The organism is Pseudomonas sp. YuFO8 (assembly GCF_035065025.1).
GTDB lineage: Bacteria > Pseudomonadota > Gammaproteobacteria > Pseudomonadales > Pseudomonadaceae > Aquipseudomonas > Aquipseudomonas putida_AE.
Genome location: NZ_JAXDEQ010000005.1, coordinates 162,293 through 183,883 on the forward strand (window position 1 = coordinate 162,293; position 21,591 = coordinate 183,883).

The 21,591-nt window shown below is 60.6% G+C and carries 27 protein-coding genes; 16 read left to right on the plus strand and 11 right to left on the minus strand.

Annotated features, from left to right (window positions below; translation table 11 throughout):
• Nucleotides 1-78: 78 nt before the first annotated feature.
• From pyrR to SOP95_RS06850, 3 genes are read left to right on the plus strand one after another with little or no spacing between them, the layout of a single operon-like run.
• Complete coding sequence (gene pyrR / locus SOP95_RS06840; RefSeq protein WP_274075643.1) at nt 79-582, plus strand: bifunctional pyr operon transcriptional regulator/uracil phosphoribosyltransferase PyrR; 504 nt, start codon at nt 79-81, stop codon at nt 580-582.
• 27 nt (nt 583-609) lie between these two features.
• Nucleotides 610-1,614, plus strand: a complete 1,005-nt coding sequence (locus SOP95_RS06845) for an aspartate carbamoyltransferase catalytic subunit (protein WP_046818333.1) — start codon at nt 610-612, stop codon at nt 1,612-1,614.
• The gene (locus SOP95_RS06850) at nt 1,611-2,882 is read left to right on the plus strand and encodes a dihydroorotase (protein ID WP_323606616.1); all 1,272 of its coding nucleotides are present in this window, start codon (nt 1,611-1,613) and stop codon (nt 2,880-2,882) included. Before SOP95_RS06845 ends, SOP95_RS06850 begins: the two co-directional genes overlap by 4 nt.
• 94 nt (nt 2,883-2,976) lie before the next feature.
• Here SOP95_RS06850 and SOP95_RS06855 read toward each other — a convergent pair whose 3' ends face one another.
• The gene (locus SOP95_RS06855; protein WP_274075645.1) at nt 2,977-3,408 is read right to left on the minus strand and encodes an NINE protein; all 432 of its coding nucleotides are present in this window, start codon (nt 3,406-3,408) and stop codon (nt 2,977-2,979) included.
• Between the two features lie 249 nt (nt 3,409-3,657).
• On the opposite strand from SOP95_RS06855, the gene SOP95_RS06860 reads away from it, so the two are divergent.
• Nucleotides 3,658-4,275 (plus strand): C40 family peptidase, encoded by a 618-nt coding sequence (locus SOP95_RS06860; RefSeq protein WP_274075646.1) that lies wholly within the window; start codon nt 3,658-3,660, stop codon nt 4,273-4,275.
• A 105-nt stretch (nt 4,276-4,380) separates the two neighbouring features.
• Here SOP95_RS06860 and SOP95_RS06865 read toward each other — a convergent pair whose 3' ends face one another.
• Entirely contained in the window at nt 4,381-5,415 is a 1,035-nt protein-coding gene (locus SOP95_RS06865) for a type IV pilus twitching motility protein PilT (RefSeq protein WP_323606617.1), read from the minus strand.
• Nucleotides 5,416-5,471: 56 nt separating this feature from the next.
• Here SOP95_RS06865 and SOP95_RS06870 point away from each other — a divergent pair, with 56 nt between their 5' ends.
• The 9 genes from SOP95_RS06870 (at nt 5,472) to SOP95_RS06910 (ending at nt 12,164) form a co-directional block, all read left to right on the plus strand.
• The gene (locus SOP95_RS06870; RefSeq protein WP_323606618.1) at nt 5,472-6,158 is read left to right on the plus strand and encodes a YggS family pyridoxal phosphate-dependent enzyme; all 687 of its coding nucleotides are present in this window, start codon (nt 5,472-5,474) and stop codon (nt 6,156-6,158) included.
• 22 nt (nt 6,159-6,180) lie between these two features.
• Complete coding sequence (gene proC, locus SOP95_RS06875; RefSeq protein WP_323606619.1) at nt 6,181-6,999, plus strand: pyrroline-5-carboxylate reductase; 819 nt, start codon at nt 6,181-6,183, stop codon at nt 6,997-6,999.
• 24 nt (nt 7,000-7,023) lie between these two features.
• A complete protein-coding gene (locus SOP95_RS06880; protein WP_274075651.1) occupies nt 7,024-7,611 on the plus strand; it encodes a YggT family protein in 588 nt (195 codons plus the stop codon).
• 183 nt (nt 7,612-7,794) lie between these two features.
• Entirely contained in the window at nt 7,795-8,934 is a 1,140-nt protein-coding gene (metX, locus tag SOP95_RS06885; protein ID WP_323606620.1) for a homoserine O-succinyltransferase MetX, read from the plus strand.
• Between the two features lie 7 nt (nt 8,935-8,941).
• Nucleotides 8,942-9,562, plus strand: a complete 621-nt coding sequence (metW, locus tag SOP95_RS06890; RefSeq protein ID WP_274075653.1) for a methionine biosynthesis protein MetW — start codon at nt 8,942-8,944, stop codon at nt 9,560-9,562.
• 26 nt (nt 9,563-9,588) lie between these two features.
• On the plus strand, nt 9,589-10,023 hold the full coding sequence (locus SOP95_RS06895) for a DUF4426 domain-containing protein (RefSeq protein ID WP_274075654.1): 435 nt from the start codon (nt 9,589-9,591) through the stop codon (nt 10,021-10,023).
• Nucleotides 10,020-10,616: an RdgB/HAM1 family non-canonical purine NTP pyrophosphatase gene (rdgB, locus tag SOP95_RS06900; protein ID WP_323606621.1), complete on the plus strand. Its 597-nt coding sequence runs from the start codon at nt 10,020-10,022 to the stop codon at nt 10,614-10,616. Before SOP95_RS06895 ends, rdgB begins: the two co-directional genes overlap by 4 nt.
• Complete coding sequence (gene hemW / locus SOP95_RS06905) at nt 10,613-11,818, plus strand: radical SAM family heme chaperone HemW (protein ID WP_274075656.1); 1,206 nt, start codon at nt 10,613-10,615, stop codon at nt 11,816-11,818. Before rdgB ends, hemW begins: the two co-directional genes overlap by 4 nt.
• Before the next feature lie 22 nt (nt 11,819-11,840).
• Nucleotides 11,841-12,164 carry a DUF3392 domain-containing protein gene (locus SOP95_RS06910; protein ID WP_008063519.1) on the plus strand — a complete coding sequence of 108 codons (324 nt, stop codon included), beginning with the start codon at nt 11,841-11,843 and terminating at the stop codon, nt 12,162-12,164.
• Here the strand turns inward: SOP95_RS06910 and SOP95_RS06915 are convergent.
• Entirely contained in the window at nt 12,161-12,613 is a 453-nt protein-coding gene (locus tag SOP95_RS06915) for an Lrp/AsnC family transcriptional regulator (protein WP_323606622.1), read from the minus strand. The genes SOP95_RS06910 and SOP95_RS06915 overlap by 4 nt on opposite strands.
• Nucleotides 12,614-12,882: 269 nt before the next feature.
• On the opposite strand from SOP95_RS06915, the gene SOP95_RS06920 reads away from it, so the two are divergent.
• Both SOP95_RS06920 and SOP95_RS06925 read left to right on the plus strand, forming a co-directional pair.
• Entirely contained in the window at nt 12,883-13,266 is a 384-nt protein-coding gene (locus SOP95_RS06920; RefSeq protein ID WP_323606623.1) for a hypothetical protein, read from the plus strand.
• A gap of 22 nt (nt 13,267-13,288) precedes the next feature.
• The gene (locus tag SOP95_RS06925) at nt 13,289-13,888 is read left to right on the plus strand and encodes a LysE family translocator (RefSeq protein ID WP_323606624.1); all 600 of its coding nucleotides are present in this window, start codon (nt 13,289-13,291) and stop codon (nt 13,886-13,888) included.
• A 40-nt stretch (nt 13,889-13,928) separates the two neighbouring features.
• Here SOP95_RS06925 and trmB read toward each other — a convergent pair whose 3' ends face one another.
• The 4 genes from trmB to SOP95_RS06945 all read right to left on the minus strand — a co-directional run bounded on the left by trmB (nt 13,929) and on the right by SOP95_RS06945 (nt 16,171).
• Nucleotides 13,929-14,654 carry a tRNA (guanosine(46)-N7)-methyltransferase TrmB gene (gene trmB, locus SOP95_RS06930; protein WP_274075660.1) on the minus strand — a complete coding sequence of 242 codons (726 nt, stop codon included), beginning with the start codon at nt 14,652-14,654 and terminating at the stop codon, nt 13,929-13,931.
• A gap of 9 nt (nt 14,655-14,663) precedes the next feature.
• A complete protein-coding gene (locus SOP95_RS06935) occupies nt 14,664-15,458 on the minus strand; it encodes a thiazole synthase (protein WP_323606625.1) in 795 nt (264 codons plus the stop codon).
• A gap of 60 nt (nt 15,459-15,518) precedes the next feature.
• Nucleotides 15,519-15,719 (minus strand): sulfur carrier protein ThiS, encoded by a 201-nt coding sequence (gene thiS, locus SOP95_RS06940; protein WP_046818722.1) that lies wholly within the window; start codon nt 15,717-15,719, stop codon nt 15,519-15,521.
• A gap of 71 nt (nt 15,720-15,790) precedes the next feature.
• A complete protein-coding gene (locus SOP95_RS06945; protein WP_274075662.1) occupies nt 15,791-16,171 on the minus strand; it encodes a DUF423 domain-containing protein in 381 nt (126 codons plus the stop codon).
• Between the two features lie 74 nt (nt 16,172-16,245).
• On the opposite strand from SOP95_RS06945, the gene mtgA reads away from it, so the two are divergent.
• Entirely contained in the window at nt 16,246-16,968 is a 723-nt protein-coding gene (gene mtgA / locus SOP95_RS06950; protein ID WP_323606626.1) for a monofunctional biosynthetic peptidoglycan transglycosylase, read from the plus strand.
• Between the two features lie 190 nt (nt 16,969-17,158).
• On the opposite strand, the gene rpoH is transcribed toward mtgA, so the two are convergent.
• From rpoH to ftsY, 4 genes are all read right to left on the minus strand, one after another.
• Nucleotides 17,159-18,013 (minus strand): RNA polymerase sigma factor RpoH, encoded by an 855-nt coding sequence (gene rpoH / locus SOP95_RS06955; RefSeq protein WP_323606627.1) that lies wholly within the window; start codon nt 18,011-18,013, stop codon nt 17,159-17,161.
• Nucleotides 18,014-18,126: 113 nt separating this feature from the next.
• On the minus strand, nt 18,127-19,149 hold the full coding sequence (gene ftsX / locus SOP95_RS06960; RefSeq protein WP_274075664.1) for a permease-like cell division protein FtsX: 1,023 nt from the start codon (nt 19,147-19,149) through the stop codon (nt 18,127-18,129).
• Complete coding sequence (ftsE, locus tag SOP95_RS06965; RefSeq protein WP_008065082.1) at nt 19,146-19,817, minus strand: cell division ATP-binding protein FtsE; 672 nt, start codon at nt 19,815-19,817, stop codon at nt 19,146-19,148. The genes ftsX and ftsE overlap by 4 nt, the downstream gene beginning before the upstream one ends.
• On the minus strand, nt 19,814-21,352 hold the full coding sequence (gene ftsY / locus SOP95_RS06970; RefSeq protein ID WP_323606628.1) for a signal recognition particle-docking protein FtsY: 1,539 nt from the start codon (nt 21,350-21,352) through the stop codon (nt 19,814-19,816). The genes ftsE and ftsY overlap by 4 nt, the downstream gene beginning before the upstream one ends.
• Nucleotides 21,353-21,591: the final 239 nt, after the last annotated feature.

Genomic DNA, 21,591 nt, shown 5'->3' on the forward strand with positions numbered 1-21,591 from the left:
AGCCGTCACCCGTCTCTTTTAGCTACACCCCGAGCCACCTCCGGCAACGACCCGGCTCGGGCCCAAGAAGGAGCAACCATGAGCCTGCCCAATCCCGCCGAACTGATCAGCCAGATGGCGACTGATCTCAAGGCACACCTGGAACACCGTGGCATCAGCGAACCGCGCTACATCGGCATTCGTACCGGTGGCGTGTGGGTTGCCCAGGCCCTGCTCAAGGAGCTGGGCAGCGCTGAACCTCTTGGCACACTCGACGTTTCCTTCTACCGCGACGACTTCAGCCAGAACGGCCTGCACCCGCAAGTGCGCCCGTCGGCCCTGCCGTTCGAGATCGAAGGCCAGCACCTGGTGCTGATCGACGACGTGCTGATGAGCGGCCGGACCATCCGCGCCGCCCTGAACGAACTGTTCGACTACGGTCGCCCGGCCAGCGTGACGCTGGTGTGCCTGCTGGACCTGGATGCCGGTGAACTGCCGATCCGCCCGAACGTACTGGGCGCGACCCTGTCCCTGGCAGCCCACGAGCGGGTAAAACTTTCGGGCCCGGAGCTCGAGCTCGAACTGCAAGACCTCGCCCTTTAATTCGCCCTATTGAGAGTCCCCCTCGCGATGACGCCTTTAGATACCAAGCGCCCGCTGCAGCTCAATGATCAGGGCCAGCTGCGCCACTTCCTCTCGCTCGACGGCTTGCGCCGCGAGCTGCTGACGGAAATCCTCGACACCGCCGACTCGTTCCTGGAAGTCGGCGCCCGGGCGGTGAAGAAAGTCCCGTTGCTGCGCGGCAAGACCGTGTGCAACGTATTCTTCGAGAACTCCACCCGCACCCGCACCACTTTCGAACTGGCGGCCCAGCGCCTGTCGGCGGACGTGATCACCCTGAACGTGTCGACATCGTCGGCGAGCAAGGGGGAAACCCTGCTCGACACCTTGCGCAACCTGGAAGCCATGGCCGCCGACATGTTCGTCGTGCGCCACGGTGATTCCGGCGCCGCCCACTTCATCGCCGAGCATGTTTGCCCGCAAGTGGCGATCATCAATGGCGGCGACGGCCGTCACGCGCACCCGACCCAGGGCATGCTCGACATGCTCACCATCCGCCGGCACAAGGGCGGCTTCGAAAACCTGTCGGTGGCCATCGTCGGCGACATCCTGCACTCGCGGGTCGCGCGCTCGAACATGCTGGCCCTGAAAACCCTGGGCTGCCCGGACATCCGCGTGATCGCGCCGAAGACCCTGCTGCCGATCGGCATCGAACAATACGGCGTGAAGGTCTACACCGACATGACCGAAGGCCTGAAAGACGTCGACGTGGTGATCATGCTGCGCCTGCAGCGTGAACGCATGACCGGCGGCCTGCTGCCGAGCGAAGGCGAGTTCTACCGCCTGTTCGGCCTGACCACCGCGCGCCTGGCCGGCGCCAAGCCCGATGCCATCGTCATGCACCCGGGGCCGATCAACCGTGGTGTGGAAATCGAGTCGGCGGTGGCCGACGGCCCGCACTCGGTGATCCTCAACCAGGTGACCTACGGCATTGCGATTCGTATGGCGGTGCTGTCCATGGCCATGAGCGGACAGACTGCGCAGCGCCAATTCGAGCAGGAGAACGCCCAGTGAAGCTCAGCATTCTTGGCGCACGCGTTATCGATCCGGCCAGCGGCCTGGATCAAGTGACTGATATCCACGTTGAAGCCTGCAAGATCGTCGCCCTCGGCGCCGCTCCAGCGGGTTTCGTTGCAGTAGACTCCATCGACGCCAAGGGCCTGGTGGCGGCCCCTGGCCTGGTCGACCTCAACGTCGCCCTGCGCGAGCCGGGTTACAGCCGTAAAGGCTCGATCACCAGCGAAACCCGTGCGGCGGCTGCTGGCGGCGTCACCAGCCTGTGCTGCCCGCCGAAAACCAAACCGGTGCTGGACACCTCGGCCGTCGCCGAACTGATCCTCGACCGCGCCCGCGAGGCCGGCAACACCAAAGTCTTCCCGATCGGCGCCCTGAGCAAAGGCCTGGACGGCGAACAGCTGGCCGAACTGGTTGCCTTGCGCGATGCCGGCTGCGTGGCCTTCGGCAACGGCCTGGAGAGCTTCCGCAACACCCGCACCCTGTGCCGGGCGCTGGATTACGCGGCCACCTTCGACCTCACGGTGATCTTCAACTCCCAGGATCACGACTTGGCGGAAGGCGGCCTGGCCCATGAAGGCCCGACCGCGAGCTTCCTCGGCCTGCCGGGCATTCCGGAAACCGCCGAAACCGTGGCCCTGGCCAGGGATCTGCTGTTGGTTGAACAGACCGGCGTGCGTGCGCACTTCAGCCAGCTCACCAGCGCCCGTGGTGTCGCCCTGATCGCCCAGGCCCAACAGCGCGGCCTCAAGGTCACGGCGGATGTCGCCCTGTACCAGTTGATCCTGACCGACGAAGCGCTGATCGATTTCAGCAGCCTCTATCACGTACAGCCACCTCTACGCACCCGCGCCGACCGCGATGGCCTGCGTGCCGCCGTGAAATCAGGCGTGGTCTCGGCCATTTCCAGCCATCACCAACCTCACGAACGAGACGCCAAGCTGGCACCGTTCGGGGCCACCGAGCCAGGCATCAGCAGCGTTGAACTGCTGCTGCCGCTGGCAATGACTCTGGTGGAAGACGGCTTGCTGGACCTGCCGACGCTGCTGGCGCGCCTCAGCACCGGCCCTGCCGAGGCCCTGCGCCTGCCGGCGGGCAAGCTGGCGGTGGGTGGCGCGGCGGATATCGTGCTGTTCGACCCCGCGGCCTCGACCGTGGCCGGTGAGACCTGGCTGTCCAAGGGCGAGAATTGCCCGTTCATTGGGCACAGTTTGCCGGGTGTGGTGCGTTATACCCTGGTGGATGGGCGGATCAGCCACCAGGCCTAAGACCGCGTCGCCTCAATCGCCAGCAGGGCTAGCTCCCACACAGGATATGTGAACGACACAAATCCCCTGTGGGAGCCAGCCTGCTGGCGATGACTTACTTGAAGGCACCTCTGTTTTGCGCGTTACGTACCGACACTTGGTCATTCAGTGTCCAGAAGTCATACAGCACCCCCAGAAAGAACAACCCACCCGTCACCAGGTACAGCAACCCGCTGATCCACTTCCCCTGATACATCCGGTGCACCCCGAAAACCCCCAGAAACGTCAGCAGGATCCACGCCACGTTGTATTCGATCGGCCCGGCGGTAAACCGCAGGTCCGCTTCACGGTCCATGGCCGGAATCAGGAACAGGTCAATCAACCAGCCGATCCCCAGCAAACCGAAGGTGAAAAACCAGATCGTCCCGGTCACCGGCTTGCCGTAATAAAAGCGATGAGCCCCGGTAAAGCCAAAAATCCACAGCAGGTAACCGATCACTTTACTGTGGGTATCCTGGTGCGGGACGGGCGCTTGATAGGTGTTCATGGATGACCTCGATTCACACGATAGATAAATATTCTTTAAATCTTTGTGACTTTTTTACGAGCAGCCGACGTATGGCACATGTTAGCGTCTCTCTCGCCAAACCCTTATAGCACTTGGCTTCTGTCCGACAATTGCGTCCATTCGCCGCTTATTTGGTTCCGTTGACCCCAAGGTTAATCGACCAACGGCCCCGGAAGGCACAAAAAAGCTGTTATAAAGTTGCGCGCCAACACATACGAGCCCTGCCTAATGCGTCCATTTTTCAAGACATGGCTAACCATTTGCCTATTATTGCCACTGGCCGCCCACGCCACCAATCGTGAGCAACGTCTTCCGAACGTTAATGGTTACACCCAGAAATCCCATGCCGCTGCTCCTTCGAGCAAAAGCAAGAAATCGGTCAAATCAGCTCCGCAGCTGGTCAGCAAAAGCAGCCTGGTGCCGCCAATGGGGACCAAGGAAAGCAGCAACGTGCTCAGCCGCGCCGTCAACGTCCTCGGTACGCCGTACCGCTGGGGCGGCAGCAGCCCGAGCAAAGGCTTCGACTGCAGCGGCCTGGTCAAATATGCGTTCAACGACGCCACGTTTGACCTGCCACGGACCTCCAATGCCATGGCCAGCGGTCACGGCGAGAAAGTCGATCGCAACGATTTGAAACCGGGCGACCTGATTTTCTTCAACATCAAGAGCCGTCGAGTCAATCACGTTGCCATCTACCTGGGCAACGACCGCTTCATCCACGCACCACGCCGTGGCAAGTCGGTGAGCATCGACACCTTGAAGAAACCGTATTGGGAAAAGCACTACGTAGTGGCCAAGCGGGTTCTGCCGAAAGAACAGAATGCGATGCGGGTTGTGCAGCGCTGATTTGAAACAAGATCAAAAGATCGCAGCCTGCGGCAGCTCCTACACAGGGATTCGCGTTTACCTGTAGGAGCTGCCGCAGGCTGCGATCTTTTGCTTTTCCCCCCATCAAAAACTATCCGGCGACCGCGCCTTCTCCCGCGCCTGATCGCGACTGACCAAACCCCTGGTTACCAGATCCTTCAAACTCATATCCAGCGTCTGCATCCCCAGCGATCCACCCGCCTGAATCGACGAATACATCTGCGCCACCTTGTCTTCACGGATCAGGTTACGGATCGCCGACGTCCCGAGCATGATCTCGTGAGCCGCCACCCGACCACCCCCGATCTTCTTGACCAGGGTCTGGGACACCACCGCCAGCAACGATTCGGACAGCATTGAACGCACCATCGCCTTCTCGTCCCCCGGAAACACGTCGATGATCCGGTCGATGGTTTTCGCCGCCGAGGTCGTGTGCAGCGTGCCGAACACCAAGTGACCCGTCTCGGCAGCGGTCAATGCCAGGCGAATGGTCTCCAGGTCCCGCAGCTCCCCCACCAGGATCACGTCCGGGTCTTCGCGAAGGGCCGAACGCAAGGCTGTGGCGAAACTGCGGGTATCGCGGTGGACTTCACGCTGATTGATCAGGCATTTGCGCGATTCGTGGACGAACTCGATAGGGTCTTCAATCGTCAGGATGTGGTGATGGCGATGGCTGTTCAGGTAATCGATCATCGCTGCCAGAGTGGTGGACTTGCCGGACCCCGTCGGGCCTGTCACCAGCACCAGCCCGCGGGGTGCATCGGTCATCTTGTGAAACACTTCGCCCATGCCCAGCTCTTCCATGCTCCGGACCCTGGACGGGATCGTACGAAACACCGCACCAGCGCCTCGGCTCTGATTGAAGGCATTGACCCGGAAGCGCGCGATGCCGGGCACCTCAAAGGAAAAGTCGGTTTCCAGATGCTGTTCGAACGCCACCCGCTGGGTATCGTTCATGATGTCGTAGATCAGCGCCTGCACCTCCTTGTGCTCCAGGGCCGGCAAGTTGATGCGCCGCACGTCGCCATCGACGCGGATCATCGGCGGCAGGCCGGCCGACAAATGCAGGTCGGACGCGCCTTGTTTGGCGCTGAACGCCAGCAACTCAGTGATATCCATAGCGCCCCTCAATTCCAGTAGAATGCCGCCAACCTCAGACCGCTGGCGCCTCTTGAATGTCCACGATAGCAGACAACATTGAACAGGTTGGTTCACGCATTCGTGCCGCCGCCCTCGCTGCCCACCGCGATGAAAACAGCGTGCAGTTGCTGGCCGTGAGCAAGACCAAACCCGCCCAGGCGCTGCGTGAAGCCCATGCCGCGGGCCTGCGCGACTTTGGTGAAAACTACCTGCAGGAAGCCCTGGGCAAGCAGCTTGAATTGACCGACCTGCCCTTGATCTGGCACTTCATCGGCCCCATTCAATCGAACAAGACTCGTGCAATCGCCGAGCACTTCGCCTGGGTGCATTCCGTGGATCGCCTGAAAATTGCACAACGCTTGTCCGAACAACGTCCCGCCGATCTGCCCCCCTTGAACATCTGCATCCAGGTCAACGTCAGTGGTGAAGCCAGCAAATCCGGCTGCACCCCGGCGGACCTGCCGGCCCTGGCCAACGCCATCAGCGCCTTGCCGCGCCTGAAGTTGCGCGGGCTGATGGCGATTCCCGAGCCGACCGAAGATCGCGCCGCCCAGGATGCCGCTTTCGCTGCCGTGCAAAACCTGCAGGCCAGCCTGAATTTGCCACTCGACACACTTTCCATGGGCATGAGCCACGACCTCGAGTCGGCCATTGCCCAGGGCGCTACCTGGGTCCGTATCGGTACGGCCCTGTTTGGCGCCAGAGATTACGGTCAACCTTGACCCCATTTTATAAGGACCTGACATGAGCAAGACACGTATTGCCTTTATCGGTGCCGGCAACATGGCCGCCAGCCTGATCGGCGGCCTGCGGGCCAAAGGTCTGGAAGCGGCGCAGATCCGCGCCAGCGATCCGGGCGAAGAAACCCGTGCCCGCGTGAGCGCCGAACACGGCATCGAAGTGTTCGCCGACAACGCCGACGCCATCCAGGGCGCGGACGTGATCGTGCTCGCGGTGAAGCCCCAGGCGATGAAGGCTGTCTGCGAAGCCATTCGCCCAAGCCTGAAACCCGAGCAACTGGTAGTGTCGATCGCCGCCGGCATCACCTGCGCCAGCATGAACAACTGGCTCGGCGCCCAGCCGATCGTGCGCTGCATGCCCAACACCCCGGCGCTGTTGCGTCAGGGCGTGAGCGGTCTGTTCGCCACCGCCCAGGTGAGCGCCGAGCAGCGCCAGCAAGCCCAGGAACTGCTGTCGGCCGTTGGCGTTGCCCTGTGGCTGGACGAGGAACAGCAGCTGGATGCGGTCACTGCCGTGTCGGGCTCGGGCCCTGCGTACTTCTTCCTGCTGATCGAAGCCATGACCGCCGCTGGCGTCAAACTCGGCCTGCCGGCAGACATCGCCGCTCAACTGACGCTGCAGACCGCCCTGGGCGCCGCCCACATGGCAGTGTCCAGCGACGTCGACGCCGCCGAGCTGCGTCGCCGCGTGACTTCGCCTGCGGGCACCACGGAAGCCGCGATCAAATCGTTCCAGGCCAACGGCTTCGAAGCACTGGTGGAAAAAGCCCTGGGCGCCGCCGCGCACCGCTCGGCCGAGATGGCTGAGCAACTCGGTCGCTAATCAGCACTTAATAAGGAATCAACAATGCTCGGACTCAATGACGCTGCCATTTTTGTGATCCAGACCTTGGGCAGCCTGTATCTCTTGATCGTGTTGCTGCGTTTCATCCTGCAACTGGTGCGGGCGAACTTCTACAACCCGCTCTGCCAATTCGCCGTAAAAGCTACTCAACCGCTGCTCAAGCCACTGCGCCGGGTGATCCCGAGCATGTTCGGCCTGGACATGTCCTCGCTGGTGCTGGCCCTGATCGTGCAAATGGCGCTGTTCGCGGTCATCCTGCTGCTCAGTGGCTACTCGGTCGACGTGCTGTTCCTGGCACCCTGGGCGCTGATCGGCATCTTCGCGCTGTTCTTGAAGATCCTGTTCTGGGCGATGATCATCAGCGTGATCCTGTCCTGGGTCGCTCCGGGCAGCCACAACCCGGGCGCCGAACTGGTCCAGCAGATCACCGAGCCGGTACTGGCTCCGTTCCGCCGGATCATCCCGAACCTGGGCGGTCTCGACATCTCGCCGATCTTCGCCTTCATCGCGCTGCAATTGCTGCAGAGCTGGCTGATTCCGCGCCTGGCGTACTACGCGCTGATGCCGAAGGAATTGTTTGGCCTGATCTAATACCGCGTTATCGTTCTTCGCGAGCAAGCCCGCTCCCACATTGGAATGCGTTCCCCTGTGGGAGCGGGCTTGCTCGGGAATGGCGCACCTCGGTCCAATTGAAATAAATCAGGCCCGGCCTTTGCTTGCCGCTAACCCCACCGGTCTTTAGACTTACGCCTCATTTCAACGAGAGCAGGGTCGATGCCAGCTGCCTTTCCCCCCGATTCTGTTGGTCTGGTGACGCCGCAAGTGGCGCACTTCAGCGAAGCCCTGGCGTTGGCCTGCGGCCGCTCGCTCCCGGCCTATGACCTGGTTTACGAAACCTACGGCACCCTGAACGCCACGGCGAGCAATGCCGTGCTGATCTGCCACGCCTTGTCCGGCCACCACCATGCGGCGGGCTATCACAGCCCCGACGACCGTAAACCCGGTTGGTGGGACAGCTGCATCGGACCCGGCAAGCCCATCGACACCAGCAAGTTCTTCGTGGTCAGCCTGAACAACCTTGGCGGCTGCAATGGCTCTACCGGCCCGAGCAGCATCAACCCGGAGACCGGCAAGCCGTTCGGCGCGGACTTCCCGGTATTGACCGTGGAAGACTGGGTGCACAGCCAGGCGCGCCTGGCCGATCGCCTCGGCATTGCCCAATTTGCCGCGGTGATCGGCGGCAGCCTCGGCGGCATGCAGGCGATGCAATGGAGCATCACTTACCCCGAGCGCATCCGCCATTGCGTGGCGATCGCCTCGGCCCCCAAGCTGTCCGCGCAGAACATCGCCTTCAACGAAGTGGCACGCCAGGCGATCCTCACCGACCCCGAATTCCACGGCGGTTCGTTCCAGGAACACAGCGTGATCCCCAAGCGCGGGCTGATGCTGGCGCGCATGGTCGGGCACATCACCTACCTTTCCGACGACTCCATGGGCGAGAAATTCGGTCGCGGCCTGAAAAGCGAGAAGCTCAACTACGACTTCCACAGCGTCGAGTTCCAGGTCGAAAGCTACCTGCGTTACCAGGGTGAAGAGTTCTCCGGGCGTTTCGATGCCAACACTTACCTGCTGATGACCAAGGCCCTGGACTACTTCGACCCGGCGGCCAACTTCGACGATGACTTGGCGAAAACCTTCGCCGGCGCCACTGCCAAGTTCTGCGTGATGTCGTTCACCACCGACTGGCGCTTCTCCCCTGCCCGCTCGCGGGAACTGGTGGACGCGCTGATGGCCGCGCGCAAAGACGTCTGCTACCTGGAAATCGACGCGCCGCAGGGCCACGACGCCTTCCTGATTCCGATCCCGCGCTACCTGCAGGCGTTCGGCAATTACATGAACCGCATTACGTTGTGAGATAGCCATGAGAGCTGATCTGGAAATCATCCAGGAATGGATCCCCGCCGGTAGCCGCGTGCTCGACCTCGGTTGCGGCGATGGCGAGCTGCTGACCTGGCTGCGCGACAACAAGCAGGTCACCGGCTACGGCCTGGAAAACGACGCGGACAACATCGCCGAGTGCGTGGCCAAGGGCATCAACGTCATCGAGCAGGACCTGGACAAGGGCCTGGGCAACTTTGCCAGCAACAGCTTCGACATCGTGGTCATGACCCAGGCGCTGCAAGCAGTGCACTACCCGGACAAGATCCTCGAGGAAATGCTGCGGGTCGGCCGCCAGTGCATCATCACCTTCCCCAATTTCGGTCACTGGCGCTGCCGCTGGTACCTGGCGAGCAAGGGCCGGATGCCGGTTTCCGAGTTCCTGCCCTACACCTGGTACAACACGCCGAACATTCACTTCTGCACCTTCGCGGATTTTGAAGCCTTGTGTCGCGAACGTGAGGCCAAGGTCATTGATCGGCTGGCCGTGGATCAACAGCATCGGCACGGGTGGGCCAGTAAGCTATGGCCTAATCTGTTAGGTGAGATCGGTATTTACCGCGTCAGCAGTCCGGGGCTTGCAGACCACAAGGTCGCGGTCTGAATCACCACATTTCGAGGAGAACGAACATGGGTCGTCTAGCGCTGCTTCTACTCACCGCCTGCCTGAGCGTCACGGCCATGGCCGCCGATGCGATCAAAGGTGATCGTCAGGAAAAATTCGGCGACGTGACGGTGCACTACAACACCTTCAACTCCACGTTCCTGACGCCGGACATTGCCAAGGCCGCAGAGCTCACCCGCAGCAAGAACCAGGGCGTGATCAACGTTTCGGTGCTCAAGGACGGCAAGCCGCAGATGGCCCAGGTCAGCGGTACGGTCAAAGACCTGACCAGCCAGAGTGTGAACCTGAACTTCCGCCAGATCACCGAACAAGGCGCGATCTACTACATCGCCCAATTCCCGGTGGAGCAGCAGGAAACCCGCACCTTCGACATCAAGGTGCAGACCGGTGACAAAATCAACACCATCAACTTCAACCAAGAGCTCTTCCCCGGCGAATGATCAACTTCACGCAACTCGTACTGGCCAGCCACAACGCCGGCAAACTCAAGGAACTCCAGGCCATGCTCGGCGAGTCGGTGCAACTGCGCTCGATCGGCGAGTTCAGCAGCGTGGAGCCTGAAGAAACCGGCCTGTCGTTCGTCGAGAACGCCATCCTCAAGGCCCGCAATGCCGCGCGCATTTCCGGCCTGCCGGCCCTGGCCGACGATTCCGGGCTGGCGGTGGATTTCCTCGGCGGTGCGCCGGGCATCTACTCGGCGCGTTATGCCGATGGCAAGGGCGATGCGGCGAACAACGCCAAGCTGCTCGACGTGTTGAAGGACGTGCCTGAAGCCGAACGCGGCGCGCAGTTCGTCTGCGTGCTGGCGCTGGTAAGACACGCCGACGATCCGCTGCCGATTCTCTGCGAAGGCCTGTGGCACGGGCGCATCCTGACCCAGGCCAGCGGCGAACACGGTTTTGGCTACGACCCGCTGTTCTGGGTGCCGGAGCGTGATTGCTCCAGCGCCGAGTTGAGCCCGGCCGACAAGAACCAGATCAGCCACCGCGCCCGTGCAATGGATCTGCTGCGCCAGCGCCTGGGCTTGAAATGACCCGTGAATCCTCCGCGTCGCCGCTGATCTTCGGCGGCGCCGCACAATCGCCTCGGGCCGCCCTGCCGGTGCTGCCGCCCCTGGCGCTGTACATCCACATCCCGTGGTGCGTACGCAAATGCCCCTATTGCGACTTCAACTCCCACACCGCCAGCCCCGTGCTGCCGGAAGAAGAGTATGTCGACGCATTGCTGGCCGACCTCGACCAGGACCTGCACGCTGTCTATGGCCGCGAGCTGAGTTCGATCTTCTTCGGCGGCGGCACGCCAAGCCTGTTCAGTGCCCAGGCCTTGGGGCGCCTGCTCAAAGGCGTAGAACAGCGCATCCCGTTTGCCCACGACATCGAAATCACCCTGGAAGCCAACCCCGGTACGTTCGAGCAAGAGAAGTTCGTTGCCTACCGCGCGCTGGGCATCAATCGCCTGTCGATCGGCATCCAGAGCTTTCAACAAGAAAAGCTCGAGGCCCTGGGTCGCATCCACAACGGTGACGAAGCGGTGCGCGCCGCCGGCATGGCCCGTCAGGCCGGGTTCGATAACTTCAACCTGGACTTGATGCACGGCTTGCCCGATCAATCCCTGGACGACGCCCTGAGCGACCTGCGCCAGGCCATCGCCCTGAAGCCGACCCACCTGTCCTGGTATCAGCTGACCCTGGAACCGAACACCGTGTTCTGGAACCAGCCACCGACGCTGCCGGAAGACGACACCCTGTGGGATATCCAGGAAGCCGGGCAGGCGCTGCTGGCCGAACACGGTTACGCGCAATACGAAGTCTCCGCCTACGCCCAGCCCGGGCGCCCGGCGCGGCACAATCTCAATTACTGGAGTTTTGGCGACTTCATCGGCATCGGTGCCGGCGCCCACGGCAAGCTGAGCCATCCGGACGGCCGTATCGTGCGCACCTGGAAGACCCGCTTGCCGAAGGATTACCTGAATCCGGCGAAAAGCTTCCAGGCCGGCGAGAAAGCGCTGACCAATGACGAGATGCCGTTCGAGTTCCTGATGAACGCCCTGCGCCTGACGGCCGGGGTCGAGGCGCGGCTGTACCCGGAACGCACCGGAATGTCCCTGGAAAGCCTCGCCAAAAGCCGTCGCGAAGCCGAACAAAGCGGCCTGTTGCAGGTCGAACCGTCACGTCTGGCGGCTACCGAGCGCGGACAACTCTTCCTCAACGACTTGCTGCAGAAATTTCTGAGCTGATTTCAGCCTTAAGGGAAAACGAATGGATTTGGTACTCGACCTGCTCGCCACCGCGTCTCGCTGGAGCCGCAGCAACCTCTCGGAAATCGCCCTCGCCCTGGTAGGTTGCCTGCTGGTGTTGTTCGGTGCGGATTTCAAAGGCTGGGTCGAGCAACGCCTGGGCAGCATCGCTGGCGCCTTGCGCGTACCGCTGATGTCCCTGCTGTGCATGATCGGCAGCGGTGCGGCGCTGATCTATGCCACGCCGTGGATCGTCAAGGGTTTGAGCCAGTTCAACAACTACAGCCTGGCGCCGGTGTTGTTGGTGGTACTGGTGCTGATTGGCGTAGTCGCCGACCGCCGCTAAAGCGGCGGCAACTTGCGCTCCATTGCTTTGATCAACGACGTATGAGTTGCTGCCATTGGCGCAAAACGGCATAGCAGTTCGTCTAGATGGTCGACTGAGCGCAGATACATCACGCAGACAAAGTCGTCATCCCCCGTCACCTTGTAAAAGGTGACGCACTCCTCCGCCTCCCTGAGTAGCTGCTCCACCGTTTGCATCTGACCGGGATTGGAGCGCATCCGAACAATCATCTGCAGCCGATATCCGACCACCTCGGGATCGACATCGACGCAGTAACCCTTGATTGCAGTCCTCTCCAAGTGCCGAAGTCGCTCCCCGCAACTGGGCGCAGACAGGCCAACCTGCCGGCTCAATGCTTTCACCGACAACCTGGCATTACTATTCAGTGCAGTGATGATCGACTTGTCGAGCGGGTCAAGTACCGCCTCTTTTTTAATAAGTTTTTTCATTCTGATGGCCTTCTGAAAACAGGTCTATGAAGGAGAACTCGTTGATCTTGTCGCATGCCAATGGAATTCATAGCACGTCGTCGGCTGTACTCATACACTCAAAAAACCGCCAAACAGCGTTATAGAAAAATACTACATAAAAATCGGAATGAGATGACGAGGTATCAAAATGAAACTTGAGCCCGACGAAAATCTGTTTGCCTGCTATCTTTCAAACCTGTTCCCAGAACAGCGTATATTTACATTAATACATAGAGCAACGATTGGGCATGGAACTAAAAAAGCGAGGTTTGAATGTTCTATTCCACGAGCGCAATTTTACAGCCACCCACCAGATTGTTATTAAATCGACTTATCTGGATAGCGCCGCCCAGGAAGTCAGATTATTAGAGTCTGCCAATATCATATGCAATAAAACACCACTTGGCTGGGGATCATCAAAAGACAGCCCTGCAGATCAAAGCGCGATAAGACTGGGTACTACCGAAATCACAAGACGAGGAATGAAGGAGCACCACATGGCGTGGATAGCTGAAAGAATAGCCGAAGCACTGCACCATTCACGCAGTCCCGAGTTGATTGCCCAAGATGTAATCGAGTTCATGAAAGATTTTAGAACGCTGTACTTCTGCCACGACACCGCTACTCACTGAAGCCCTCTTTCAGGTTTTCCCTATGAGCTTTATTACATCTTCGGAGTTTTCTTTTCTAATAACAGCCTCAGCGCTACTTGCAAGTCCAGGGCCCGCAACAATGGCTCTGGCGGCGAGTGGGGCGGCATACGGGCTCAAGCGATCACTCCTGTTCTTCGCCGGAATCATGGCAGGGCTCGCGATTTCAGTTAGCCTGGTAGCGTCAGGCGTCTTCCTTGTTATTCAACAGGTTCCAATACTTGCTACGGGAGTGGGACTTGTCTCGGCAGCCTACATCCTGTTCCTCGCCTGGTCGATTGCTAGAACTCCGCCTATCAGTAGTGTAACAACGGTGGCAGCACCACGATGGAATGCCGGATTTATTATTGGCGTAACCAATATCAAAGCCTACGCAGTATTTGCAGCGCTGCTGGGAGGATTTCCGCTGGGATTACCACATCCATGGGATTTGGTATTCAAGATTGCTGGTAGCCTGGGGATCTGCGTTACTTTTGATTTTATCTGGCTTTGTTCCGGCAATCATTTGAGACGCTTTTTTATCCGACCACGCTGGAATCGAGCACTCAACATAAGCTTTGCCATGCTGATGATATCCAGCGTTGCCTGGTCGCTATTGCTCTGAGATTCAACATGGGCAGGAGCGGGCGAGCCGCTCCTGAACATTAGGACTGTTTTTCGAACTTCAGGTCCCAAACGCCATGTCCAAGACGTTCGCCACGGCGTTCGAACTTGGTGATCGGCCGCTCGGCCGGGCGTGGTACACATTTTCCGTCTTCGGCCAGGTTGCGGTAACCCGGGGCCACGTTCATCACTTCCAGCATGTACTCGGCATACGGTTCCCAGTCGGTGGCCATGTGCAGGATACCGCCGACCTTCAGCTTGCTGCGCACCAGCTCGGCGAATGACGCCTGGACGATACGACGCTTGTGGTGACGGCTCTTGTGCCATGGGTCCGGGAAAAACAGCATCAGGCGGTCGAGGCTGTTATCGGCCACGCAGCGGTTGAGCACTTCAATGGCATCGCAATCGTAGACCCGCAGGTTGGTCAAACCCTGAGTCAGCACGCCATTGAGCAGCGCGCCGACACCCGGACGGTGAACCTCGACGCCGATGAAATCCTGATCCGGCGAAGCCGCGGCCATTTCCAGCAGCGAATGGCCCATGCCGAAGCCGATTTCCAGCGAGCGCGGTGCCGAGCGACCGAACACCTGGTCGAAGTCCACCGGCGCTTCGGCCAGGGGCAGCACGAACAGTGGCGCGCCCTGCTCCAGGCCGCGTTGCTGGCCTTCGGTCATGCGCCCGGCGCGCATCACGAAACTCTTGATGCGGCGGTGTTGGCGCTCGTCGCCTTCTTCCGTCTGGATTGGCGTGTCGTTCGATTCAGTCATCAATGGCTCTTACTTGATCAGACCATCCAGCGGCGAAGAGGCGCTGGCATAGAGTTTTTTCGGCATGCGGCCGGCGAGGTAGGCCAGGCGGCCTGCGACGATCGCGTGTTGCATGGCTTCGGCCATCATGATCGGCTGCTGGGCGTGGGCGATGGCCGAGTTCATCAGCACCGCATCACAGCCCAGTTCCATGGCGATGGTGGCGTCGGATGCGGTGCCGACACCGGCATCCACCAGCACCGGGATGTTCGCTTCTTCGAGGATGATCTGCAGGTTGTACGGGTTGCAGATCCCCAGGCCCGAACCGATAAGACCGGCCAGCGGCATCACTGCGATGCAGCCGATTTCCGCCAGTTGACGGGCAATGATCGGGTCATCGCTGGTGTAGACCATCACGTCGAAGCCTTCCTTTACCAGCAATTCAGCGGCCTTGAGGGTTTCGATCACGTTGGGGAACAGGGTTTTCTGGTCGGCCAGCACTTCCAGCTTCACCAGGTTGTGGCCATCGAGCAGCTCACGGGCCAGGCGGCAGGTGCGCACGGCCTCGATCGCGTCGTAGCAGCCGGCGGTGTTCGGCAGGAAGGTGTAGCGATCCGGCGAGAGGAAATCCAGCAGGTTCGGTTCGCCCGCGTTCTGGCCGAGGTTGGTACGGCGCACGGCGAAAGTGACGATCTCGGCACCCGAGGCCTCGATGGCCAGGCGGGTTTCTTCCATGTCACGGTACTTGCCGGTACCGACCAGCAAACGCGACTGGTAAGTACGACCGGCCAGGACGAAAGGCTTGTCGTTACGAACGATGCTCATGGGGAATCCTCTGTAGGGGTGAGGGTCTTGCAGAATTCTGTGGCCAATCGGCCGAGACTACTAGCCGCCGCCGATGGCGTGCACCACTTCGACGTTGTCGCCGTCGTTCAACGTGGTGCCTGCGTGCTGACTGCGCGGGACGATATCCAGATTGAGTTCGACCGCCACACGGCGTCCGGTCAAGTCCAGACGAGTCAGCAGGGCCGCAACGGTTTCACCGTCGGGCAGTTCAAAGGATTCGCCGTTCAACTGAATGCGCATGCGCAATGCCGCCATCATTTTTTGGGGCTGGCATTCTAGCCCGATCGTGACCTAAAGGTCAGCAACAAGCGTCAAGCGGTCAGCGGCAAGCGCCAGGCGGCAAGGCCCAGGCAGAGCCAGCCCGCCAGGAACGCCAGGCCGCCGAAGGGGGTGACGATGCCGAGCTTGCTGACACCCGTCAGCGTCAGCACGTACAGGCTGCCGGAGAAAAGCAGGATGCCGATGACAAAGGAAGCACCGGCCCAGGTGACCAGGCGACCGGGCATCTGCGTCGCCAGTAATGCCACGCCCAGCAATGCCAGGGTGTGCACCAGCTGATAGGTGACGCCGGTATGGAAAATCGCCAGGTATTCGGCACTCAGGCGGTTTTTCAGGCCGTGGGCGGCGAACGCGCCGAGACCGACTCCGGTGAAGCCGAAAAAAGCGGCCAGCATCAAAAAGCCACGCAGCATGAAGAACTCCAGTCAGTCTCGATCAACAGGGTCTGTATAATGGCCCGCTCAACGGGTTCGGCCAAGCCATCTCTATGCTGCGTATCTATTTCCGTCGTTTCATCAAGGCCGTGCTCTGGTTCATGGGCGTCAGCGTCGTGCTGGTGTTGATTTTTCGCGTGGTGCCACCGCCCGGGACCACGCTGATGGTCGAGCGCAAGATCGAATCCTGGATCGATGGCGAGCCCATCGACCTGCAACGCACCTGGAAACCCTGGGATGAAATCTCCGACGACCTGAAAGTCGCGGTGATTGCCGGTGAGGACCAGAAATTTCCCGAGCATTGGGGTTTTGACTTTGGCGCGATCCAGAAAGCACTGGCCCACAACGAGCTCGGCGGCACGATTCGTGGTGCCAGCACCCTAAGCCAGCAGGTGTCGAAGAACCTGTTCCTGTGGTCCGGCCGCAGCTGGCTGCGCAAAGGCCTGGAAGCCTGGTTTACCGGGTTGATCGAGGTGTTCTGGCCCAAACAGCGGATTCTTGAGGTGTACCTCAACAGCGTTGAGTGGGATGACGGGGTGTTTGGCGCCGAAGCCGCGGCCAGGCACCACTTTGGCGTGAGCGCGAAAGGCCTCAGCCGCCAGCAATCGAGCCTGTTGGCAGCGGTGTTACCTAATCCGCGGGTGTGGAGCGCCAGCCACCCGACCAATTACGTGGCGCGACGCGCTGGCTGGATTCGGCAGCAGATGAGCCAGCTCGGTGGGGACAGCTATCTGGTGGGCCTGAACGACTCGCGTCGTGCGCCTTGGGCGCAGTAACACCGCAGATCCCCTGTGGGAGCGGGATTGCTCGCGAAAGCGGTGTGTCATTCAGTATTAAAGCGCCTGACGCGACGCCTTCGCGAGCAAGCCCGCTCCCACATTGGCTCTGCGGCACACCAGGGATTCTCGCTCCAAACAAAAAAGCCCCGATCAATGATCGGGGCTTTTTTTATTGCCTTGGTGCAGCTTACGCGGCGATCGACATTTTGAGCTTGTTCATCGCGCTCTTCTCGAGCTGACGAATACGCTCGGCCGATACGTTGTACTTCTGCGCCAGGTCGTGCAGCGTGGACTTTTCTTCTGCCAGCCAGCGCTGGTAGAGGATGTCGCGGCTGCGGTCGTCCAGCACTTCCAGCGCTTCGTGCAGGTTGTGGTTGGAGTTGTCGCTCCAGTCGGCATCTTCCAGTTGACGGGCCGGGTCGTACCGGTGGTCTTCCAGATAGTTGGCCGGCGATTGGAAAGCGCTGTCGTCGTCGGCTTCGGCCGCCGGGTCGAAGGCCATGTCGTGACCGGTCAGGCGACTTTCCATCTCGCGCACTTCCCGCGGCTCGACGCCAAGGCTTTCCGCCACACGGTGAACTTCCTCGTTGTTCAGCCAGGCCAGGCGTTTTTTCTGGCTGCGCAGGTTGAAGAACAGCTTGCGCTGGGCCTTGGTGGTCGCGACTTTCACGATGCGCCAGTTACGCAGGATGAATTCGTGGATTTCCGCCTTGATCCAGTGCACGGCAAAGGACACCAGGCGCACGCCCATTTCCGGGTTGAAGCGCTTCACGGCCTTCATCAGGCCGACGTTACCTTCCTGGATCAGGTCAGCCTGGGCCAGGCCGTAGCCGGAATAGCTACGGGCGATATGTACGACAAAACGCAGGTGGGCGAGCACCATCTGCCGAGCCGCCTCAAGATCCTGCTCATAATAGAGACTCTCGGCCAGTTCACGCTCCTGCTCCGGCGTCAGCAATGGAATGCTGTTGACGGTGTGCACATAGGCCTCCAGGTTCGCACCCGGGACCAGAGCATATGCAGGCTGCAAAGAATTGGTCATACGAAAAAACCTCCCACTTACATACTCGTGCCAATGGCACTGCGAAAATTGACCGGAAACCGAAAGACAAGTTCCCCTAAAAACTGCAAGGTCAATCACGCGCAAAAAAGATTCTACTTCGGCGCCAGCTCCCTGAGATGACGTGCGACTGCAATCCATGCACCGATATAACCCAACAGCACCGCGCCAAGCAAGAGAGACAGACCGTCGGCAACCGGTACGCCGGCCAGTGCGAAATCACTGCCATATAAACCGGCCAGCCCGACCACTGCATCGTTCAACCAGTTCAGGCCGAACGCCAATACGCCCCAGGAAAGAATCCCCGCACCGAAACCGTAGAGCGCGCCCATATAAAGAAAGGGCCTGCGCACATAGCTGTCGGTGCCGCCTACGAGTTTAATCACTTCTATCTCTGTGCGGCGGTTTTCAATATGAAGACGAATGGTATTGCCTATCACCAAAAGTAATGCGGAAACCAGGAGCACGGTCAGACCGAAGACAAAACGGTCGCCCAGCTTGAGGATGGCTGCCAGACGCTCGACCCAGACTAGATCAAGCTGCGCCTGTTGTACCCTGGGCAGTTCGGAAAGTTTTTGTCTTAATGCTTCAAGGGTCGGCTTGTCGACCTCGGTCGGCGTCACCAGAACCACGCCAGGCAGCGGGTTTTCCGGCAGTTCCTTGAGCGCTTCACCCAGGCCGGACTGCTGCTGGAACTCTTCCAGCGCCTGATCGCGGCCGACGTATTCGGCATCTGCCACGCCAGGGATGCCCTTGATCTGTTCGCGCAGCGCCTCGCCGTCAGTCGGGCTGGCGTCGAGTTGCAGGTACAGGGAAATCTGCGCCGCGCGCTGCCATGAACCGCCCAGTCGCTCGACGTTACTTAGCAAAAGTGACAGCCCCATGGGCAAACTCAAGGCCACCGCCATCACCATGCAGGTGAAAAAGCTGCCGATGGGCTGCTTGCCCAGGCGGCGCAAGCTGTCGAGCAGGCTGGCGCGATGGCTCTCGATCCAGGCGCGCAACAGCGTGGCGAAGTCCGGCCCGTCATCGTCGTCGTGTTTTTTCTTCTTCGGTTGCGGGTCGGCAGCCTTGGGGGCCACGCGCTCGGAAACCTTTGGACTGCGGGTCGCACTCATTCGCCGGCCTCCCCATCGCCGATCAATCGGCCGCGTTGCAACGTCAGCATGCGGTGGCGCATGCGCGCGATCAGCGCCAGGTCGTGGCTGGCGATCAGCACGCTGGTGCCCAGGCGATTGATGTCTTCGAACACACCCATGATTTCCGCCGCCAGGCGCGGGTCGAGGTTACCGGTCGGTTCGTCCGCCAGCAGCAGGGCCGGGCGGTGCACGATGGCGCGGGCAATGCCGACGCGCTGTTGCTGACCGGTGGACAGGTCGCCGGGATACAGGTCGGTCTTGTCCGACAGCGCCACGCGCTCCAGGGCCGAGTCCACGCGCTTGGCGATTTCAGCCTTGGACAAACCGAGTATCTGCAACGGCAGCGCGACGTTGTTGAACACCGTGCGATCGAACAGCAACTGGTGGTTCTGGAACACCACGCCGATCTGCCGACGCAGGAAGGGAATCTGTGCGTTGCTGATGGTGCTCAGGTCTTGCCCGGCCAGCAGCAGCTTGCCACTGGTCGGGCGCTCCATGGCCAGCAGCAGTCGCAGCAAAGTGCTTTTGCCGGCGCCGGAATGGCCAGTGACGAACAAAAACTCGCCGCGACGGACCCGAAAGCTCAGCTCATGCAAGCCGACGTGACCGTTCGGGTAGCGTTTACCGACCTGTTCGAAACGAATCATGAACGCTCCCGCTCGGCAAACAGTGCCTGGACAAAGGGTTCAGCTTCAAAAGTGCGCAGATCGTCGATGCCTTCACCAACGCCGATGTAGCGGATCGGCAGGCCAAACTGCTTGGCCAGGGCGAATATCACCCCGCCCTTGGCGGTGCCGTCGAGCTTGGTCAGCGCCAGGCCGGTCAGTTCGACGGTCTGGTTGAATTGCTTGGCCTGGTTGATGGCGTTCTGGCCGGTGCCGGCATCGAGTACCAGCAACACCTCGTGGGGTGCGTCGGCATCGAGCTTGCCGATCACCCGGCGAACCTTCTTCAGTTCTTCCATCAGGTTGTCTTTGGTGTGCAGGCGACCGGCGGTATCGGCGATCAGCACATCGATGCCACGGGCCTTGGCGGCCTGCACGGCGTCGAAGATCACCGAAGCCGAGTCGGCGCCGGTGTGCTGGGCGATGACCGGAATCTTGTTGCGTTCGCCCCAGACCTGCAGTTGCTCGACGGCGGCGGCGCGGAAGGTGTCGCCGGCGGCGAGCATGACTTTCTTGCCTTCCAGCTGCAGTTTTTTCGCCAGCTTGCCGATCGTGGTGGTTTTACCGGCGCCGTTGACGCCGACCACCAGGATCACGAACGGCTTGTTCTGCGAGGTGATTTTCAGCGGTTGCTCGACGGGCTTGAGCATGGCTGCCAGCTCGCCCTGCAAGGATTTGTACAACGCGTCGGCATCGGCCAGCTCCTTGCGTGCGACCTTCTGGGTCAGGCGCTGGATAATCACTGAAGTGGCTTCGACGCCAACGTCAGCGGTCAGCAGGCGAGTTTCGAGGTCATCAAGCAACTCGTCATCGATGGCTTTCCTGCCCAGGAACAGGCTGGCCATGCCTTCGCCGATGCTGGCGCTGGTCTTGGACAGGCCTTGCTTGAGGCGGGCGAAGAAACCGGCTTTGGTTTCCTCGGAGCGTACTGGCTCGGCTGGAACTTCGACTGGCGCTTCGACGGGGGCGGAGGCGACAGGCGTAATAACAGGTGCAGGTGCAGGTGCAGGTGCAGGTGCAGGTGCAGGTGCAGGTGCAGGCTCTGGCGCCTGGACAATCGGTACAACCGGCGGAACAAATACAGGAGCCGCAGGCGTTGGCGCAGCCTCGACCGCGGGCGCAACGACCGGCTCGATCACTGGCGCCCGAACCGGCTCCGGCGTCCACGCAGCGGGTGCCGGAATCGGCGGCGTCACATGCGGCGCCTGCTCGTCTTCGACCAGCGCCACCGGCTCTTCCGCCACCGGCAAGGTCAGCCAAGGCTCAGCGACCGGGGTCAGCGGCAGTTCGGCGACGATTTCAGGTGCAGGCTCGACAACCGGTTGCAGCACCGGCTCGGCGATCGGCAACACCACCGGCGCAGGTTCGGCGTCTATCACCGGCGCAGGCGTTGGCTCAGGAAGTGGCTGTGGCTGTTCGACGACGGGTTCCTGCGGCTTTTTGCGCAGCCATCCGAACAGGCTTTTCTTTTCACCAGCCGCAGCTGGGGTCTTCTTGTCGTCGTTGGAACCAAACATGGAGGACGGCTATCTCACGGTAGCGACGCGCCAACGGGCGCCCCGGCAAATAAAAATTCGATGCAGAACAGACTGCGATTGACCCAGCTTGTTCACGCGCAACATTTTGTCGAGGTGCTGATCGGCGCCTCAAGGAATCGGCTTCTCATAGGACTAAAGCAGCAATATCGGCGAAAACGCGGAATTCAGTTGATAAATATCCACCTTCCGTCGCAAACCCATTCAACCTGATCAAGCAT

Bases quoted from the DNA above. Each gene is read 5' to 3' on its own strand.
- pyrR (WP_274075643.1), top strand. From the start codon at position 79: ATGAGCCTGCCCAATCCCGCCGAACTGATCAGCCAGATGGCGACTGAT.
- SOP95_RS06845 (WP_046818333.1), top strand. From the start codon at position 610: ATGACGCCTTTAGATACCAAGCGCCCGCTGCAGCTCAATGATCAGGGC.
- SOP95_RS06855 (WP_274075645.1), bottom strand. From the start codon at position 3,408: ATGAACACCTATCAAGCGCCCGTCCCGCACCAGGATACCCACAGTAAA.
- SOP95_RS06860 (WP_274075646.1), top strand. From the start codon at position 3,658: ATGCGTCCATTTTTCAAGACATGGCTAACCATTTGCCTATTATTGCCA.
- SOP95_RS06865 (WP_323606617.1), bottom strand. From the start codon at position 5,415: ATGGATATCACTGAGTTGCTGGCGTTCAGCGCCAAACAAGGCGCGTCC.
- SOP95_RS06870 (WP_323606618.1), top strand. From the start codon at position 5,472: ATGTCCACGATAGCAGACAACATTGAACAGGTTGGTTCACGCATTCGT.
- proC (WP_323606619.1), top strand. From the start codon at position 6,181: ATGAGCAAGACACGTATTGCCTTTATCGGTGCCGGCAACATGGCCGCC.
- SOP95_RS06880 (WP_274075651.1), top strand. From the start codon at position 7,024: ATGCTCGGACTCAATGACGCTGCCATTTTTGTGATCCAGACCTTGGGC.
- metX (WP_323606620.1), top strand. From the start codon at position 7,795: ATGCCAGCTGCCTTTCCCCCCGATTCTGTTGGTCTGGTGACGCCGCAA.
- metW (WP_274075653.1), top strand. From the start codon at position 8,942: ATGAGAGCTGATCTGGAAATCATCCAGGAATGGATCCCCGCCGGTAGC.
- SOP95_RS06895 (WP_274075654.1), top strand. From the start codon at position 9,589: ATGGGTCGTCTAGCGCTGCTTCTACTCACCGCCTGCCTGAGCGTCACG.
- rdgB (WP_323606621.1), top strand. From the start codon at position 10,020: ATGATCAACTTCACGCAACTCGTACTGGCCAGCCACAACGCCGGCAAA.
- hemW (WP_274075656.1), top strand. From the start codon at position 10,613: ATGACCCGTGAATCCTCCGCGTCGCCGCTGATCTTCGGCGGCGCCGCA.
- SOP95_RS06910 (WP_008063519.1), top strand. From the start codon at position 11,841: ATGGATTTGGTACTCGACCTGCTCGCCACCGCGTCTCGCTGGAGCCGC.
- SOP95_RS06915 (WP_323606622.1), bottom strand. From the start codon at position 12,613: ATGAAAAAACTTATTAAAAAAGAGGCGGTACTTGACCCGCTCGACAAG.
- SOP95_RS06920 (WP_323606623.1), top strand. From the start codon at position 12,883: ATGGAACTAAAAAAGCGAGGTTTGAATGTTCTATTCCACGAGCGCAAT.
- SOP95_RS06925 (WP_323606624.1), top strand. From the start codon at position 13,289: ATGAGCTTTATTACATCTTCGGAGTTTTCTTTTCTAATAACAGCCTCA.
- trmB (WP_274075660.1), bottom strand. From the start codon at position 14,654: ATGACTGAATCGAACGACACGCCAATCCAGACGGAAGAAGGCGACGAG.
- SOP95_RS06935 (WP_323606625.1), bottom strand. From the start codon at position 15,458: ATGAGCATCGTTCGTAACGACAAGCCTTTCGTCCTGGCCGGTCGTACT.
- thiS (WP_046818722.1), bottom strand. From the start codon at position 15,719: ATGCGCATTCAGTTGAACGGCGAATCCTTTGAACTGCCCGACGGTGAA.
- SOP95_RS06945 (WP_274075662.1), bottom strand. From the start codon at position 16,171: ATGCTGCGTGGCTTTTTGATGCTGGCCGCTTTTTTCGGCTTCACCGGA.
- mtgA (WP_323606626.1), top strand. From the start codon at position 16,246: ATGCTGCGTATCTATTTCCGTCGTTTCATCAAGGCCGTGCTCTGGTTC.
- rpoH (WP_323606627.1), bottom strand. From the start codon at position 18,013: ATGACCAATTCTTTGCAGCCTGCATATGCTCTGGTCCCGGGTGCGAAC.
- ftsX (WP_274075664.1), bottom strand. From the start codon at position 19,149: ATGAGTGCGACCCGCAGTCCAAAGGTTTCCGAGCGCGTGGCCCCCAAG.
- ftsE (WP_008065082.1), bottom strand. From the start codon at position 19,817: ATGATTCGTTTCGAACAGGTCGGTAAACGCTACCCGAACGGTCACGTC.
- ftsY (WP_323606628.1), bottom strand. From the start codon at position 21,352: ATGTTTGGTTCCAACGACGACAAGAAGACCCCAGCTGCGGCTGGTGAA.